Below are 18,460 nucleotides of genomic sequence, written 5' to 3'. Positions count from 1 at the left end.
AAATAAAAAAGCGAAACGATCTAAACCGTTTCGCTTTCGTGCGGAAGAGGAGATTCGAACTCCCAAGCCCTTTCAGGCACTACCACCTCAAAGTAGCGCGTCTACCAATTTCGCCACCTCCGCAGCTCTGAAGTGGTGCAAAATTAATCGGTTTTTGATAACGAACAAATTTAATTAGTAATTAACATCATTTTCTTAGTAAAATTCTAAAGGTCGTTCCCTTGTTAAGCTCCGACCAGCGTACAGTTAGCCGCCCTTTATGGTATTCTTCAATAATTCTTTTTGCAAGGGATAATCCCAGTCCCCAGCCCCGTTTTTTGGTGCTAAAGCCGGGTTTGAAGACTTTTTCGAAATTAGCTTTCGGGATGCCTTTACCATTATCGGTGATGTCAATGACGATGTTTGTGGGATGATTTTCTATATAAAGATCGATGGTGCCTTTTCCTTCCATGGCATCCAGCGCATTTTTCAGCAGGTTTTCAATGACCCAGTCAAATAATGAAGGCGATATCATCGCAGGGATTTCATGTTCCTGGCAATGCATGGTCAGGATGACTTTCTGTGGTGCTCTTTTCCGGATGTAGGTGACCATTGATTCCACCTGACTGACTACATCGCGTTCTTCCAGTTGTGGTACACTGCCTATTTTGGAGAAACGTTCGGTAATGAGTTTCAGCCGGTCTACGTCTTTACGTAATTCCGTCGCAACCAGTTCGTTGCCTTCATTGTCTTTCAGGATCTCTATCCATGCCTCGATGGAGGAGAGGGGAGTCCCCAGCTGATGGGCCGTTTCCTTGGCCATACCCACCCAGAGAAGGTTCTGGGTAGCGCGGTTGGAGGTGGACAATGCAACCAGTACGATACTGATAAACAGGGCGACCACGATCAGCTGAATATAGGGGTAATAGCGTACCTGTTTCAGGATCAGTGAGTCACCGTAATAGATATAATTATAAAGGTTGTTTTTGGCATCGATCTCCATAATAAACGGCGGGTGCTGATTTTTGAAAGTGGTCAGCTGGTTTTCCATGTATTTGGGGTTGCCGGCCAGTTTGGTCGTATCGAGATTACGGGAGTCGATGATGTGACCATTCTCGTTGGTGATAATAACGGGAATGCTGGTATTATTTGTGATGATCTCTACGGCCAGGTTCAGGTTCGCTTCATCGGAAGCCTGGAGCAATTCACGGTTGGCAGCCACCCAGGTGGCTACTTTCTTGGTTTCTTCTTCTTCCAGTTTGCTGGCGATGCTGCTTACGTACCAGATCGTACCCACAATGATGATCACCGCTGTGGATACCAGTACAAACTTCCAGCCTATAACCTGTTTAAACATACTGGGGACTAAATTAAGTATAATGTGCAATAAGTGTTGTGTAGTCAGAAGCTATTATAATTTGTTGCATATTTGTAAGGGAAAAAATATTATTCACGCGTAAAAGAGTGCTTTTGTCTGTATTACCATCGGTAGCTGTTGTTATATTGAATTGGAATGGACGTAGTTTTCTGGAAAAGTTTCTGCCATCAGTATGCAGTTCCACTTATGGGAACCTGCAGTTATATGTGGCGGATAATGCTTCGACAGATGATAGTGTGGCGTTTGTGCGTGAAAAGTTTCCGCAGGTCAGCATTATTCAGAACCCCACCAACGACGGGTTTGCAGGTGGCTATAATATGGCCCTGCAACATGTAAAGGCGGATATATATGTATTACTGAATCAGGATGTGGAAGTGGAACCTGGCTGGATCGAGCCGGTTGTGGCACAGATGGTGCGCGATCATCATGTAGCTGCCTGTCAGCCTAAATTACGTTTCTACCATAACAAGCAGGAATTTGAATATGCCGGAGCGGCAGGAGGATGGATGGATATCCTGGGATATACCTTCTGCAGGGGCAGAATATTATATACCACCGAAATGGACGAAGGACAGTATGATGATGCACAGGATATTTTCTGGGCAACAGGTGCAGCCCTCTTTATCCGTTCGGCCTGTTTTCATGAAGTAGGCGGCTTTGACGCCAGTTTCTTCGCCCATATGGAAGAGGTAGATCTGTGCTGGCGACTCAAAAGAGCAGGTTACCGTATCTGTTATTGCCCGGACTCTATTGTATATCATGTGGGAGGCGGGAGTCTGCCGCAGGGTAATCCCCGTAAACTGTACCTGAACTTCCGGAATAACCTGATGATGTTGTGGAAAAACCTGCATCCGGCGGACCGCTGGATCGTTTTATCCCAGCGTTTCTTCCTGGATCTGCTGGCGGCTGTGAAGAGCCTGGTGGCAGGTAAACCTGCCGATATGAAGGCGATATGCAGGGCTTATGTAGATTACCGCCGCTGGCGGAGGAATTATAAATTATCGTCTGACCGGCTCCCACAGAAGCGTTTGCTGGAGTTGTCAGGGGTTTTTCATGGTATCATGATATGGCGTTATTACTTCCTGAACCGCAAGACTTTCGGGACTTTGGAAAAATAACTTGCAATATTATTTGACATGATGTAAGTTTGCAATGCGAAATAAATAGCTATGGAACACAATACTGTTGAAAATAAGAGCGACTTTACCGGTAGCTGGGTATCATCTTCCCGTTTCCTGTTTTACGTGACAATCTTCTGCCTGCTGTCATTTGTTTTAGGTGGATGTTATAATCTGTTTAAGCACCGTTACAAGGGTAAACCTGAAGTTGCTGTACCAGAGAATACACTGTACAATCCGAAATATAAATAAGAGACTTAATTATATTGGTAAAAGCCTCCCGGTACTACCGGGAGGCTTTTTTTTGCCTATCCCGCCCGCTGGAGTGCCTCATACGCCTGTCTCTCCAGGTGACATCCGGATCAAGTCCACGTCTGGTCCATGTGAAAAGCACGTATTAAGTTGATAATCTTCTCTTTATAGCCACTGAAAGGTCATAGGAATAAATTTATAACTGTCTGTTTATCAGCCTTTAGATAATACGATGTGCTATAAGGATACCTCGCGATCTGCATTTTATGCTTTCTCTTCTGAAATCCCCCAACATGTAAATATTCATCATCTCATTCTATGAGATCTGTCAGATTCGGTTGAGTATTAGCTAGATAAGCAAGATATCCCGTAGGCTATTTATAGATAAGCCGTAGATAACCCATAGATAACCCGTATCTATAAGATTGGGATATATACGGGTTATCTACGGCTTATCTACGGGATATCTATGAGATACCTTCCTGATGCAATCAGGATAAAGACGGTACAGAAAAAGCTTACGTTATAGTCCTTATATAGGGTTACAGTGACCCTGCTTTTAATCCTGGTGAAGGTTTACAGCTATCAGATACAGGAATAGCTTTACAGGCTGGTGAATGTTTCAGTGGACCTTTGATAAGGTGAAATGACGCCTCAATAAAGAAAAACCTTACAGCTGACATATCTAATGCAGGATTGGCTTTACAGGCTGGTGATTATATCAGCGAACGTTTACAAGGTCAAATGAGCTCTCTTAATAAAGAAACATCTTAAAGTAGACGTATCTAACGTAGGATTCGCATTACAGGCTGGTGATTGTTTCAGTAAGCATTTTACGGGGAGAGGTTATTTGATATGGGAGATAGGCACCAGAGATTAGCTTGTTGTTATCAAAAGGGGACAGCGTGATATGAAATACACTCAGAAGTGAATGGTTTTCAATTATGTAGCTAATTTTCAAAAGATAAACTGTTTGGATGAACTATGAATGGTAAAAGAGGAAATCTGTAGACAGCAATGAAGGAGAAACACTGCCGGGAAAGAAGATAAACAGGGCTTTAAGGGCATAAAAAAAATCCTGATGTATAACACCAGGACTTTTAACAGAGAGCGGAAGACCGGGCTCGAACCGGCCACCCCGACCTTGGCAAGGTCGTGCTCTACCAAATGAGCTACTTCCGCGGGTAAAAGAATCAATTGAATGTAGTGAATGACTACCTGAACTGATCTCTATTTGTAAGAACTTTTATAACAGAGAGCGGAAGACCGGGCTCGAACCGGCCACCCCGACCTTGGCAAGGTCGTGCTCTACCAAATGAGCTACTTCCGCAGGTGAAAAATCAATTTTATGTGGCAAATTGCTTACTTAAAACTGATCGTCTTATTAAGAACTTTTTTCGTTTTCCGTTCGCGTTGTTCGCGATTGGGATTGCAAATGTACAACATTGTTTGAAATCACAAAATATTTGTGCAGTTTTTTCAGAAAAATATGCAATATATATCGGACTGATTATCGCACTGTTTGTTCTTTTGTCCGCTGGAATGCTTTGCAGCAAGGTGTTTTGTAGCGTATGTATGACGGAGTCAGGGATATTGTCTTTTGTTGTATTTTTTATAACATGACAACGTTTTCGTATACCGGATAGGGAAAATATCAATGCTTTATCAGACTATCTCACCCGGTTGATCAATATAAATATATCATGTTTATCCTTAGTGCTGATGCTTCCTTTTAAGCCCCGACAAGACCTTATTTAAGAGAATAAAATAGTTGTATGATTGACATTTATTTTCTCTATCTTAGCAACCATTCCACGTCTTCACAAAAGATCTGCCTAAGTCAATTGTACATAAATTCTAAATTATGAAGAGCAAGTTGTCCTTCCTGTTATTACTGCTGTGTGCATTCGCAGCACAGGCACAAAACACTGCAAGTCTGGTTATTCAGCCTAAATCAGATCATACCATCAGCCGTCATATTTACGGACATTTCTCTGAACATCTCGGCCGCTGTATCTATGATGGTTTCTGGGTTGATCCCGCATTGAACGTACAAAAGAAAGACCGCATCCGCCTCGACGTTGTAGATGCACTGAAGAAGATCCATATTCCCAACCTTCGCTGGCCGGGTGGTTGCTTCGCAGATGAATATCACTGGCGCGATGGTATCGGTCCAAGAGAACAACGTCCGAAAATGGTGAATACCAACTGGGGTGGTGTAACAGAAGACAATAGCTTTGGTACGCACGAATTTCTGGAGCTCTGTGAACTCCTGGGATGTGAACCCTATGTTTCCGCAAACGTAGGTAGCGGTACCGTAGAAGAAATGGCCAAATGGGTGGAATACCTCAACTTCGATGGTATCAGTCCGATGAGCGCCATCCGTAAACAGAATGGTCATGCAGCTCCCTGGAAAGTAAGCTTCTGGGGCGTAGGGAATGAAAGCTGGGGTTGTGGTGGTAATATGACACCTGCCTTTTATGCAGACCAGTATAAAAGATACGCCACTTATGCGCGTAACTATCCCGGCGCTCCATTAAAAAAGATCGTCAGTGGTGCAAACGACTACGACTTTAACTGGACAGAAACCATCATGAAACAGGTGCCTTTGCATCAGATGTGGGGTGTTAGTCTGCATTATTATACTGTACCACTAACCTGGAACAATAAAGGCTCTGCCACCAGTTTTAGCGAACAGGAATACTTCACCACTATGAAGAAATGCCTGGCAATGGATTCACTCGTGATCAAACATTCGGCGATCATGGATAAGTATGATCCTAAAAAACGTGTAGCCCTGGTGGTAGATGAATGGGGGATCTGGACGAATGTGGAACCTGGTACAAATCCGGGCTTCTTATACCAGCAGAACAGTCTGCGCGATGCACTGATTGCCGGTACCACACTCAATATTTTCAACAACCATAGCGACCGTGTGAGAATGGCAGAACTGGCACAGACCGTCAACGTATTACAGGCACTGATACTGACGGATAAGGAGAAAATGCTGCTGACACCTACCTACCACATATTTGACCTGTATAAAGTACATCATGATGCGCAATACCTGCCTGTTCAGCTGAACAGTCCTGCATATACTTCCGGCAACGAACAGATCCCTGCTGTGAATGTATCTGCTTCACAGGACTCAACAGGTGTTGTACATATCTCACTGGTAAACCTGAATCCTACTCAGAAGATCACCGTATCTACCAGTTTACAGGATGTGAAGTGGAAAACAGTAAGTGGTCAGATCGTAACTTCCGGCAAAGTGACCGATGTGAATACATTCGATCAGCCAAACAAGATCCACATTGAGAAGTTCAACGGCGCAAAGAAACAGGGTGACCAGCTGGTAGCTGAATTGCCACCTGCTTCTGTCGTAGTACTGGAACTGAAATAAAGCGGTATAGATATTACCCTGGAGGGTAGCACAGAGAACAAGAGAGGCTGTTCGCGGAATGCGGACAGCCTCTCTTTTATGATAGGTAATTGACCAGATAGTATTACTGATGATAAGAATAACGGATTGTCACGCCATAGGTGCGTGGATCACCCAATACAGCCGCATAATGACCCGCATTACCCGCCGCTGGCAGTAACTGCTCGAAGTAGTCCTTATTCAGCAGATTACGTCCCCATACAAAAACAGTCAGTCCGTTCAGCGCACGAAAACCTGCACGGGCATTGAACAGGGTATAACCGTCAATATTCAGGTATTTGGATGGTGACGGACTGGAAGAGAAAGAAGAGCGGAAATAGGCATCTGCGCCCACAAAAAAGCGGGCATTCTGTCCCAGGATGATACCCGGATTAGAAACGATCTCTCCACCGATAGAACCTGCCCACTTTGAAATACCTGGCAATTCTCCGCCTGAAATATCTTTAAAAGCAGCTGATCCACCTGTTTCCTCCAATGGTACCGGTGCGTTCTTAAAAGAAACATATTTACCATCTGTATAGGCCAGGGAGCCATACAGGGACACAGCACTGTGTATCCGCAGACTCGCATCCAGTTCCACGCCCTGCACCCTTACTTTTTCAGCATTGGCCAGATAACCACGGTTTACACCCACTTCTGCGGTCTGTACCTGCGTCTGATAGTCTTTGATATCTGTTCTGTGGTAGACGATATTCGCCGTGGCATTCTTGCCCGGAGATGTTTTAACGCCGATTTCAAAGTGTTTTACAGATTCAGGATTGATCCTCGCCAGTTCAGTCATGACTTTACCGCCCGAGGTAGGTAAACCTCCAAGATTCACACCGATTGGTTTATAACTGGTGGAATAGGTCGCAAATGCGTTGATGGCTTTAGTTGGTTTATAAGCAAGTGTCAGCTGACCGGAGACATTGCTTTCATCTACATCCGCATTAAAGGTCTGATTGGTATATACAATGTTTTTCAGTGCGATCAGATCTGGATCGTCTGTTTGTAAACCGCCATATGTCTTACGGTCGTAGTCTACTTTTTTCTTGTCGTAGTTGTAGCGCAGACCAGGCAATACATGTATCTGATCGGTGATGGCCCAGTCTAACTGACCGAATACAGCGCCGCCGAAAGTCTTCAGACGGGATACCGTTTTTATACCATAACCATCAAATAAACCTGGTGTAGCCCATAATTCGCTGGTGGAACTTTGAGAGAAACGCCACTGCGCATCGCCTGATTCTTCAATATGCGCCGGATCTGTTTTCAGGTCCTGCCAGATGCCAAATACACCTATCACACCGCTCAGGCGGGAAGTCAGATCACCGGCATAGCGTACCTCCTGTGTCCATTGCTTATGTTTGGAAGTCGCCTGTGATAACTGTAATACCGCCAGACCGGTAAAATCCCTGTCATTGGATGGATCCCAGTTCCAGTAACGCCAGGCAGTAGTAGACGTCAGTGTACCACCGCCTATTTTGGCGTCTACATTCAGGGAAACGCCGCCCAGTTCATTACCAGAGCGCCATGGGGTATTATGGTCTACCAGCCGGTCGAACGGATTCTCGCTGGGCAGTTTATAATTCAGGTCAGCAATGATCTGTTTGAACTGTCTGTAGGCAGGTCGTAAGGTTGGCGCCACACCTGCTACTACCTGTGCATAACCTTCCGGATGCTGCTCGGAATTGTCCGCAGTCAGGGTGATCTTCACCTTGTCTGATGGCGTATACAACAGCTGTCCGCGTAAGCCCAGGTTATTAAGATCATTGATGTGTTTTTGTGTTACCACATTATAGAGCGTACCATCGCGCTGCGTACCGGAGAAGGATACGCGGGCGGCAAATTTCTTACTGAGCGGTCCTGATACGGCTGCTTTTGCCTGAATATATCCATAGTTACCATAGCTTACTTCGAAATTAGCTTCCGGAGTAAAGCTGGGCTGTCTTGTGGTGATATTGAAGGCGCCTGCGGTAGTGTTTTTACCGAAGAGCGTACCCTGTGGTCCGCGTAATACCTCCACCTGCTCTATGTCAATAAAGTCAAGTGTAGTCGCTGCCGGACGGGCATAATACACCCCATCTACATAGAAGCCGACACCCGGGTCAATACCATCGTTCGTCAGACCGAAAGTAGATCCGACACCACGGATGTTCAGTGTCGTATTCCGGGGATTGGAGGAATATAATTGTACGGTAGGTACAATCTCTTTCAGGCGGTTAACATTAAATGCACCGGCATCTGCTACCAGCGATCCGCTGATTACGGAGATCGGAATAGGTACCTGTTGTGCGGTTTCCAGACGCCGGCGGGAGGAGATCACGACTTCCGACAGACTGTTATCGCTGGATAAGGTAATAGCCAGCGGGCTTGTTGGAAGACTGGTTAGTTTTACCTCCTCCAGTTTATATCCCAGGGAACTGATTAACAGGGTAAATGGAAATGCCCTCCGCAATGGAATGCTGAATCGTCCGCTTGTATCTGCAATAGCGTGAACATTGGTGCCCTTGATTACCACAGTTGCCCCCACAACTGATGTCCCCTCACCATTTTTTATCACGCCTACAACAGCATCCTGGGAAAATGCTGTGCCGGCCAAAAGTAAAATTGGCATAAGGAAGAGTAATGATTTTCGCATAATTAAAACATATTAGGTGATAGTAATTCAAACGTGTTTTGGGTACAGACATGCAGATAGCACAGCATACAGGTGACTCTTATGCTACAGACTTACAGTATGTAATTAAGTTAATCCGCGAGATTGAAAAGCTGTTGTTTCATCTAAATAGTCATGCATTCAACAGACTGCATACTACAGGTTGATACGCATCCCTGTTGCTCGCGGAATCGACATGCTGGTGGCTCACGTCAATGATAGGCAACAGAATGCTATTAGTCTAGTGAATTTGTAGACAAATATATAAATAGGAATGCAACAATGGAAATTTTCAGGGGAAATCTTTTAAAAACAGCTGATCGGGCGCTTATTATCCCTCCGTTACAATACGTAGATCTCATCGCAGCAGATAGCCGCCTTTTTGCCCATAGGAGCGTCTCTCCAGTCAGGGATCGTTTGCAGACACCGGCCTGTTACCCTTATATAACGGGCTTTTACATTAGGTAGTGAGAAACGGTAAGTATTGACCTTTGCATCATATTCTTCTGCGGTAAGAGGGTTGCCTGGCTGTTTACCAGCAGGGGTGAAGTTCGTTCCATCCACAGAAGTTTCTATAACAATATCAGTGGGATTAAAAATATAATGACGTGCATCCTGCAGGAAATTCATCTGTATCTCTTTGACTGTCTGTTCAGTACCCATATCAACGGTGGCTATCAGGTCTTTACCATAGATAAACAGCCAGTTGATGCTGAAGTCCTTATCACCCTGTAATCCATCTGTCAATGTCTGTTCTCTTTTCGCAGGATAATCTTCTGCCCAGGGATTTACAAGGATCACTTTTCCGTGGAATGCCAGACTATTGATCCATTTGCGGGAGAAGATCTGCTCCCATTCCTGTTGATAGGCATCTGCATTGCTGCCGCCTTCAGAGAGTTCTTTTACGCCCGCCAGTTTGCACTGCGCAACGAATTTCTTTACACGTTCCGGCCAGCGTGGATTGACAGTGAAACCATTTCCTTCGGGAATAAGATAACCGAATTTCTCTGTGCCGAAAAAACGGGATTGTTGCAGCACCGTATATTCCAGCGGCAGCCGCGTGTTGTATACTCTTGCCAGTAATGGATCATTTCCTTCCACTGCTTTTTCCGCCTTATCCAATAAGGAAGAATACTGATCGATCGCTTCCGGGGACAGATAATTTTTGTAGTTATTAACAGGATTGCCGTAGATATCCAGTTGCGTTTTGGTATTGTGCAGCGTGGTTGTCAGGGCCTGGAGATATTGTGCGATAAATGGCCCTGCTTTGCCATAATAACCGTTAAGAAAATCACTGGTGATCTCTTCTGTTGTCAGGCCGGGGTTCCACAGTAATTTAGCCTGCAGATAACTGTTATAGGCGGCCATATCGCTATATGTATCGCCACTGCCCTGAGAAAAGACACCCTGTACCTTATGCGCCGCGAGGTATTGCAGATTTGCCTGCTGGTTGTTATAGTCAGGAAAAGGCGCCAGGTAGTTAGTGAACTGTGTGGTATAATCCCACAGGAAAATATGATCCGTCACAGCGCCCCATCCATCCAGGTCTCTTCTGAAAGCTGCGGCAGAAGGAATACTGCTCAATGGTTCCTGACGATATGCATCGATACTGCTAAGCATGATGTATACATTGCCTGCCGGCTTTGTTTTTAAAGGTGGATGCGCGGTATACTGATAAGCAAGTGTTGTAAACTGTTGTTGCGGAAAGAGTGCTGCGATACGGTTGATGAAACGAATCAGTGTACCCTGCGGACCACCCTCTGCTGCATTGACCTTGCTACATTCATCACAGGTACAGAAACCTCCCCCATCTTCGGGTGCAATAGACCAGTACATGGCATCCGGATTATCAGCGATGGCCTTACGGAAATAGTCTGCCATGAAGGTATAAACACCTTCATTACTCAGACAAAGCTGACTGGCCTGTCGTTTTCCATTGACAAGCGCGTAGTACTCAGGATGTGTAGCGAAATAGTTCTTTGGTGGTAGTATTTTAAAGAAAGAATGTCCCCATAGCCCCCACAGATCTTCAAAGCGGTGGAGTTTGTGCCATTCCAGGTATTCATCATCGAATGCGGCAGGGTAGTAGGTTTCCCGGTACAGAAAGGCGGGCGTCTGTTTATCTCTCAATTGCTGCGGTAACTGCAGGTGTTTAGATACAGGTACAGTGACAGGTATGTCTGCATATTTCCGGCAACCGAAATAGTTCTCCAGTAAAGTATAGACCCCGTACAAAATACCTTTGCCGGTACCACCCTTAATACATACATCCTGTTTGTTGGTGACGATCAGGAAACCTTCTCCTTTTACTTTCTCCGGGTAAAGAGCAATGGCATAATAAGTATTACCTATAAAGATGCCTGGCTGGTTTTTGTGCGCTTTTTCTGAGATGATCTGCAACGAAGCACCTGACAGGCGTTTGATATAATCCTGTAGCAGGGTAGCGGCTTTCGTTTCATGTCTGGTCGCTTCATCCGGCAGGACAATGACATATTTTGAACTGCCAGCTGACACCAGATTGATATTCTCTTTAGAGGACTGACAACTATTATAGGTCAGCAGCGTCATAATAAGCAGTAGGCTGTGCATCATCCTGAACATGAATAAAGTGATTAGAATTTACGTTGCAGGGTTATATAGATGTCGTACTGGTTCTGAAAATCGGTATTGGTCACTTTCTGGTTGATCCATGTACCGAATATGCCTGCGGTAGTACGGTATTTAAATGTTTTCTGGTAACCTGCTCCCACACTACGGGTCAACAATCCTGCCAGTTTAGGGAATTGTATCAGACGGCTGCGGTCATCCGGAGAAGTACCAAGACCCGCTGTGAATGAGATATAATCCTGCTGACGGTTCATATAATAACGCGTGGTCAGGTTATAGGAAGTATAGAATTCCGGAGAGTCGCTGATGAAATAAGCCCTGAAATTCACCCAGAAATCCTTCCAGGTCTTCGCGATGGAAGCAACGCCGGAAATACTGTTGGAACTGTCCGCATTCAGATAACGCACACCCAGTTCGCCTTCAATATCATGTTTAAACGTTTTGAAGATCGAATAGGCCAATCTTGTTCTTGGGAATACCACCTCGTTTGAATAGGTCGCCAGTGCATAAGAATACAGTTTCGGATTATGCGTATAATATAATTCCGCTTCTCCCTGTAAGCCTGTTCCCTGCTGACGGCCGGCATAGTTCAGACGTGCGGCATAAGAACCACGTTTGAAGAAATGACGGTATTCCAGCGTGGCGATGTTATACTTTGTATCCTGGTAGTCGTAGCTGGAATGCAGGAAGAACATCCCAAACTGGTTCTTCATTGTTTTGCTGTGCAGATAATCTGCATAATCCACATTGACAGGATTGCCATTCAGTTTTACAACTGAATCTGCTGCTAATGCCGCTTCTGTATACATTTTTTTGTTCTCCAGCGTAACGGCTCTCTTTTGTATGAACGACTCATTGTTTGGGTAATAACGGATACCCTGGTTCGCATAGGCCAGTGCACTGTCATATGATTGTTTACCATTCAGCAGATTGATGCTGTATTGTAATGCGAGAGAATCTTTTCTGTTGATGTTGAGTACCTGTCTGTATAAAGCCAGTGCACTATCCGGTGCATTATTCCGCTGATAGGTATTGCCTTCTGCAATGAGTCCGTCGGTATAAGCAGTACGATATTTAATCGTGAAAGGATAGCGTTGCATCAGCTGATAGGAAATAGCATTTGCTTCGCTGTACCGCTGCATATCGGTCAGAATACCTGCTTTCTTTAGTAACAGGTCCTTATTATCCGGATAATATTGTAAAGCCTGATCTGCATAGACAAGTGCGCTGTCGGACTGTCCAACCGCTGTTTCCAGGTTGATCAGGTAATTGAGTGCTTCAATATTGTTAGGCGATTGTGCCAGTACGGCCCTGAATTCACCGGCTGCCATATCGTACTCTTCTGCCTGCATCAGTTTACGGCCAGCTGTCAGGCGCAGGTCTACCAGATTGGCGCTGTATTTAGCATCCTGGGGATGCTGATTTAAGAGTTGGGCAGCGATATCAGCTGCTTCATCATATTGACCTGTTTCTGAGAGTACGCTTGACTTTTTCAGCAGGAACCTGCTGTTATTGGGATAAACCGCCAGTGCTTTGTCTAATACTTCCAGTGCGTGTATATGATCTTTCTGATTGATATAGGTATTGGCCATCAGATCCATGGCAGTTGTATCACGGGGATCGGTCTGCAGGGCTTTATCAAATTCGGCCAATGCCAGGTCATATTGCTGCTGTGACAGATAATCACGTCCACTGGCTATTTTAAGGCTGGTATAACGACTTCTCTGATCGGCTGAACCTGCACTGTTATAACGTAATCTCTCGGCCAGAAGGGCTGCTTCTGTGAATTTACGATCGCTTTCCAGTACATCCAGTTTAAGCGATAACAGGCGCTGGTCATTCGGATTGGTTTTCAGTCCGCGGTTGATCCAGGCCAGTGCCTCCCGGTAAGCGCCACGGGACATACTCATACCGATCACCTTATCCAGCGCTTCCCTGTTCCCGGGATTCTTTTCTGCGATACCTGCATATAACAGGAAAGGGTCTGTATTGGAATACCAGGCAGCAGCTTCCATACGTAAAGCTGTTTCGGTACTACGTGCTTTTGCATCAGCTGGCCAGCGTTTTAGTATCTGTTGCAGCTGATCGATAGCGCCCGCATAGTCATGCATATCCTGAAGTAATCCCAGTTTACGCATCATCAGGTCATAGGAACCCGGGTTGGCTGCCAGGGCTGCATTTACCTGCTCAATCGCTTTGGTATAGCTGCCACTTCTTACATACATGCTATTGATGGCTGCTTTGGCTTCTTCATTGTCAGGGTCCAGCATCAGGGCTCTTTCATAGTTCTCCTGTGATAAGAGCTGGTTGTTCCGCTGCTGGTAATAATGTCCCGCCAACAGGTAATGCCCGGTATAGGCGCGTTGTACGGTTGTATCACCTGCATATTTATCCAGCAGGTTATTTGCATAAACACCGCCCTGGAAGAAGCGCTCTGCCGCATCCAGTATCCCCAGCTTTTTCAGCATCAGTTCTTTGTCAGACGGATAATGATAGAGTCCTTCATCCACATAACATTCGGCCTCTTCATATTTCTTTGCACCCAGTTCAATATTGACGGCATACAGGTATGCATCTTTATACATCGGGTCTTTGGCCAGCACCTGTTTCACATATTTTCTCGCGAGGTCTGCATTACCCGTCAGCATGTATAGTCTGCCGAGTAACAACTGCTGATCTACAAAATCAGGTCTTTTCTCCAGCGCTTCTCTGGATAGCTGGATCGCTTTCTGATAATGATTCAGTTTCGTTTCCTTTACTGCTTCATTGTATAGTTCATCGGCGTCTTTTCCCTTGCTGAAGATCTGTGCCTGTACCTGTAAGGAAAGACAGAGTACCGTTCCGGATAGTATATATTTGAAAAGAGACATCATGTTTAAGTGTTTGCTGGTTTCTTCTGTCCGAATCCCTGACGTTGCATATTTCCCCAGGTATGTTTTTTACCGGTGATAAAGTTGAAATAGCCACGGAGTGCGAAGAATACGATCAATGGATGGTAAACGAAAGGTTCGATAAATGCCATTGAGGCAAGCCCTATCACTTCTCTCCAGGTTTTATAATGTTTGTAGGTGATCTGGTCCCATAATACTGCCAGCGTCGTGATCATCACAGAATAGAGATATACGAAGAGCAGTAAGATCAGTGCATTATGCCAGTTGATATTACCAGTGATGATCTGGTAGATATAATAGAGGATACCGGTGAATTCAATGATCGGCGCAAGGAATTCAAAGAAGAGGTTATAAGGCAGTACGATCAGTCCGAGTTTACGGTAACGCGGATTGAAGATCACCTTACGGTGGATGGTGATGATCTCTGCCAGACCACGTCCCCAGCGGGTACGCTGACGACTGAATACTTTCATATTAGGCGGCCCTTCTGTCCAGCATTGTGTAGTGGGAATATAGCGGATCGCGTATTTTAGTTTGTTGTCGATCATATAGGTACACATACGCGTTACGATGTCCATATCTTCCGCGAAGGATTTACTGTCATAACCACCTGCCTTGATCGCAATTTCTTTATCAAACAGTCCCAGACCACCTGATACGTTGGGTACACAGTTGATTACGCTCCATCCCATTTTACCCAGTACATAAGCACGCAGGTATTCCATTTCCTGGAAGCGCGGGAGCCATTTTTCCGGTGGACGTACACGGGTGATCACTCCTTCGTCGATCTCACAGGAGTTGGCGATACGTAGTGTGGCGCCGGTGGCAATCACACGTACGCTGTCTTCCTTAACGTGTATATATCCACATTCCGGACAAGGTTCACCGATCTCCTGGATCTTATTATGTTCCTCATCCATGAATGGTTTTATCATGCGCAGCAGGGTATCTTTTTCAATGATACAATCTACGTCTGTACACAGGAAGTAGTCGTAAGCAGCGGCATTGATGCCGGCATTGGACGCATCGGCTTTACTCTTACCGTTTACTTTATCGATGACAACCAGTTTATCGTAAGCGGTATTGGTGGATTTAAACAGGCGCTTTACGGGCTGGGATTTGATACGTTCATTATAGGCAAAATCCACTTCCTGTAACTGAAACTCATTGATCAGTTTTGTAAGCGTATCATCTGTGCTTCCGTCATTGACGATGATCACTTCAAACCGGGGATAGTTCAGTGTGAGCAGGGAGCGCACGTTGGAGATGATCGTTACGCCTTCATTAAAGGCCGGAGCGATGATGGATATGCCGGGCGCCAGGGGAGACTGGAGCATTTTATTATAATCCACGTAACTGTTCTTTCGCTGGAACCGGATGATGCCCCGGAGCGACAGAATGGCCAGTAGTGCATACATGAACAGCATCGTACAGCCATACACAAATACAAAGCCTTCGTAAAAATTTCTAAACAGTTCCACAGTATCTTCCTTGGGTTTTATTATGATTATTTGGCAGTGACCGTAGCTGCTGCCTTTTGTGTCGTCTGGAAGCCGCGTCGCTGCATATTGCCCCAGGTACTCTTTTTACCCGTGAGGAAGTAATAGTAGCCGCGCAGGGCGAATATTACGATCAGCGGATGATAGAGAAAGAATTCCAGAAATGGTGTCGTACAAAGCAAAGCCACCTCTTTCCAGGTTTTATAATACCTGAAGGTGAGCTGATCCCAGAGGATCGCTATTGTAGTGATCATTACGGAATAGGTATATACAAACACGAGCAGCAGCAATGCCGTAGGCCAGTTGATCAGGCCCAGACATGCCATGACGATATAATAAATGATACCGGTAAATTCTATGATCGGCGCCAGCAGTTCAAAGAAGAAGTTGTACGGGAAAATGATCAGTCCCATTTTTCCGTAGCGGGGATTGAAGAACATACCGAAGTGCGCATACATCAGCTGTGCAAGACCTCTGGCCCAGCGCGTACGCTGACGGTTGAAGATCTTTACGGAAGCAGGCGCTTCTGTCCAGCAGAGCGTTTTCGGTATATAACGGATGGCGTAATCGATCTTGTTATCCTTTGCATAACGGCACATACGGGTCATCAGCTCCATATCTTCTCCAAAGGAACTATGGTCATATCCACCGGAGCGGATAGCAATTTCCTTGTCAAAAAGGCCTAATCCACCGGATACATTCGGTACACAGTTCAGCAGGCTCCAGCCCATTTTACCCAGTACAAAAGCACGGATATATTCTACTTCCTGGAAGCGGGGCAATAACTGACTGGGAGGGCGCATACGGGTCATTACCCCCTGATCAAATTCGCAGGAATTGGCAATACGCAGGGTAGCGCCGGTAGCGATCACACGTTTCTTTTCTTCCTGCATCACCGGTTTGATCAGTTCCAGCAGGGTATTTTTATCCAGGATACAATCCACATCAGTACATACAAAGTGATTGTAGAGTGCTGCATTGATACCAGCATTTACGGCATCGGCCTTACTTTTACCATTTACTTTGTCTATGACCATCAGTTTGGCATAGGCCGGATTGGTGGATTTATAGATCTTTCTGACGGGCTTGGTTTGTATTTTGGCGTTGTAGGCGAAGTCGACGGGCACCAGTTCAAACTCATCGATCATCTGCTCCAGGCTGTTATCAGTACTACCGTCATTGACGATAATGATTTCATACAGGGGATAGTTAAGTGTCAGGAGCGAGCGCACGTTGAAGATGATGGTAAGGCCTTCATTGAAGGCAGGCGCCAGTACGGTAATGCCGGGCGCAAGGGGAGAGCTGAGGAGGATATTTTCCTGATTGAACTTATCCTTCCTTGCGTAGGCGCGCACGGATATCATCGAGAACACTGCCAGCAATGCGTAGGTGATCAGCAATATGCTACCGTAAATAAAAACAGTGCTTTCATAAAATCTCCCTATCGTTTCCCAGATATTCTGCTCCATCTCGATGATTAGAATTTAATTAACGGGTTCATGCTATGTTTCAGGATCAGTTTATTCTCTGCGGTAGCGGTATCTATCAGTTCCTGGATAAGACCTTTTGCCGCCCACTGATTTTTGATCAGTGATTTGGCAGCGTGCTTACGCACATCAAAGTCTGTCGCATGCAGGAATTCCTGGCGGAGGAAATCCACATTACGTCCGCTGTTGATACGACCAATGGCTTTGAGTATCTCCAGCCGGCAGTTCAATGGCTGGCTATTGTACATATGCAGAAGCTTTTCCTCCACATCTTCAATCTTCAGTTTACCAAGACAATTGATCGCATCTGCACGCAGGTAGTGATCTTTTGTATCGAGCAGTCTTACGACAGCCGGTACGGCGCTGACCTGGTTGTAGTGTACGACCAGTTTCAGACAGAAGGATACGATGCTTTTATTGGAAGAGTAGGTGATCCATTGTGCAAAGTTGGGAATGGCAATATGTTCGGTAGTGGAAATGATCTTGAAAAGTTCTACCTGGTCCCACATGAGCAGTGGTTCGGTTACCACGTCGAAGAACTTGAACGGTTCGTTTTTACTGAGCTTGATATAAGCATGGCGGGCGGCAGCGCGTAACTCACGGTTACGGCTATTGGTCAGCGGAAGGATGGTTACGTCCGCAATGGACATATTCATATTACTGAGTTCGGCCAGTGCCTGTACTTTTTTATCCCATTTGCGGGACTTCATCTTTCTGAGAGAGTCCTTGTCCAGTTCCAGCTGAATATACAGGTTCCTGAGCTGTTCACCCATGGAGCCTCTTACATTATTACGGTATTCTATCAGTCTGGCGATGAGTGCCTCACGTGCCCATCTCTTCTCAAACACAGGCAACCGGAACACTTCCACCGGCAGGATTACCTGGTCGGCTGGTACATTGCTGGCCAGCTCGTCATTGAGCAGTATATGCTCCATGAGGAGGTCATCAATGACAGGGTGCAGACTGGCGAGTTTCTTTTCCCGTCTATAGGCGCGGTACCTGCCTGTAAGAATGGACAGGTAAGCTATCACGGTACATGTTACCGCGATAAAAATAAATATAATAGCAATCTGAATGTTCAGGGATGCACCCCTGAAGTCATAAAGGCTGTATTCCATATAGGACTGGTCAATTGGTCAAAGGTTTCACAAAGGAGAGTAAACAATGAA

10 protein-coding genes and 3 tRNA genes are annotated in these 18,460 nt (G+C 45.6%); 3 read left to right on the top strand and 10 right to left on the bottom strand.

The genetic code is table 11. The features are described 5' to 3' along the window. Positions 1–39: 39 nt before the first annotated feature. Together BMZ72_RS11175 and BMZ72_RS11170 are read right to left on the bottom strand one after the other, a co-directional pair. Positions 40–123 (bottom strand) — tRNA-Leu (locus BMZ72_RS11175). A 64-nt stretch (positions 124–187) separates the two neighbouring features. Next, on the bottom strand, positions 188–1,336 hold the full coding sequence (locus BMZ72_RS11170) for a sensor histidine kinase (RefSeq protein ID WP_012789912.1): 1,149 nt from the start codon (positions 1,334–1,336) through the stop codon (positions 188–190). Between the two features lie 113 nt (positions 1,337–1,449). Here BMZ72_RS11170 and BMZ72_RS11165 point away from each other — a divergent pair, with 113 nt between their 5' ends. After that, positions 1,450–2,475, top strand: a complete 1,026-nt coding sequence (locus tag BMZ72_RS11165) for a glycosyltransferase family 2 protein (protein ID WP_089808231.1) — start codon at positions 1,450–1,452, stop codon at positions 2,473–2,475. A 51-nt stretch (positions 2,476–2,526) separates the two neighbouring features. Next, entirely contained in the window at positions 2,527–2,727 is a 201-nt protein-coding gene (locus BMZ72_RS11160; protein ID WP_012789914.1) for a hypothetical protein, read from the top strand. A 1,109-nt stretch (positions 2,728–3,836) separates the two neighbouring features. Here BMZ72_RS11160 and BMZ72_RS11155 read toward each other — a convergent pair. Further along, positions 3,837–3,909, bottom strand: a tRNA-Gly gene (locus BMZ72_RS11155). A 75-nt stretch (positions 3,910–3,984) separates the two neighbouring features. Next, positions 3,985–4,057 (bottom strand) — tRNA-Gly (locus BMZ72_RS11150). A 534-nt stretch (positions 4,058–4,591) separates the two neighbouring features. Between BMZ72_RS11150 and BMZ72_RS11145 the strand changes: the two genes are divergently transcribed. After that, a complete protein-coding gene (locus BMZ72_RS11145) occupies positions 4,592–6,130 on the top strand; it encodes an alpha-N-arabinofuranosidase (protein ID WP_089808229.1) in 1,539 nt (512 codons plus the stop codon). Positions 6,131–6,233: 103 nt separating this feature from the next. On the opposite strand, the gene BMZ72_RS11140 is transcribed toward BMZ72_RS11145, so the two are convergent. The 6 genes from BMZ72_RS11140 to BMZ72_RS11115 form a co-directional block, all read right to left on the bottom strand. Then, a complete protein-coding gene (locus tag BMZ72_RS11140; protein WP_255373180.1) occupies positions 6,234–8,765 on the bottom strand; it encodes a TonB-dependent receptor in 2,532 nt (843 codons plus the stop codon). A 384-nt stretch (positions 8,766–9,149) separates the two neighbouring features. Beyond that, positions 9,150–11,399, bottom strand: a complete 2,250-nt coding sequence (locus BMZ72_RS11135; protein ID WP_177222756.1) for a DUF4838 domain-containing protein — start codon at positions 11,397–11,399, stop codon at positions 9,150–9,152. Between the two features lie 20 nt (positions 11,400–11,419). After that, on the bottom strand, positions 11,420–14,287 hold the full coding sequence (locus BMZ72_RS11130; protein ID WP_089808223.1) for a tetratricopeptide repeat protein: 2,868 nt from the start codon (positions 14,285–14,287) through the stop codon (positions 11,420–11,422). Between the two features lie 2 nt (positions 14,288–14,289). Beyond that, a complete protein-coding gene (locus BMZ72_RS11125; protein ID WP_089808221.1) occupies positions 14,290–15,786 on the bottom strand; it encodes a glycosyltransferase family 2 protein in 1,497 nt (498 codons plus the stop codon). 26 nt (positions 15,787–15,812) lie between these two features. Continuing rightward, positions 15,813–17,273 carry a glycosyltransferase family 2 protein gene (locus tag BMZ72_RS11120; protein ID WP_089808219.1) on the bottom strand — a complete coding sequence of 487 codons (1,461 nt, stop codon included), beginning with the start codon at positions 17,271–17,273 and terminating at the stop codon, positions 15,813–15,815. A gap of 8 nt (positions 17,274–17,281) precedes the next feature. Beyond that, positions 17,282–18,409 (bottom strand): HEAT repeat domain-containing protein, encoded by a 1,128-nt coding sequence (locus BMZ72_RS11115; RefSeq protein WP_089808217.1) that lies wholly within the window; start codon positions 18,407–18,409, stop codon positions 17,282–17,284. Positions 18,410–18,460 lie beyond the last annotated feature (51 nt).

Origin of the sequence: Chitinophaga sp. YR627 (genome assembly GCF_900114995.1) — a bacterium.
GTDB lineage: Bacteria > Bacteroidota > Bacteroidia > Chitinophagales > Chitinophagaceae > Chitinophaga.
Note: the sequence above shows the minus strand (reverse complement) of the source record. Positions and strands in the feature narration are given on the sequence as shown.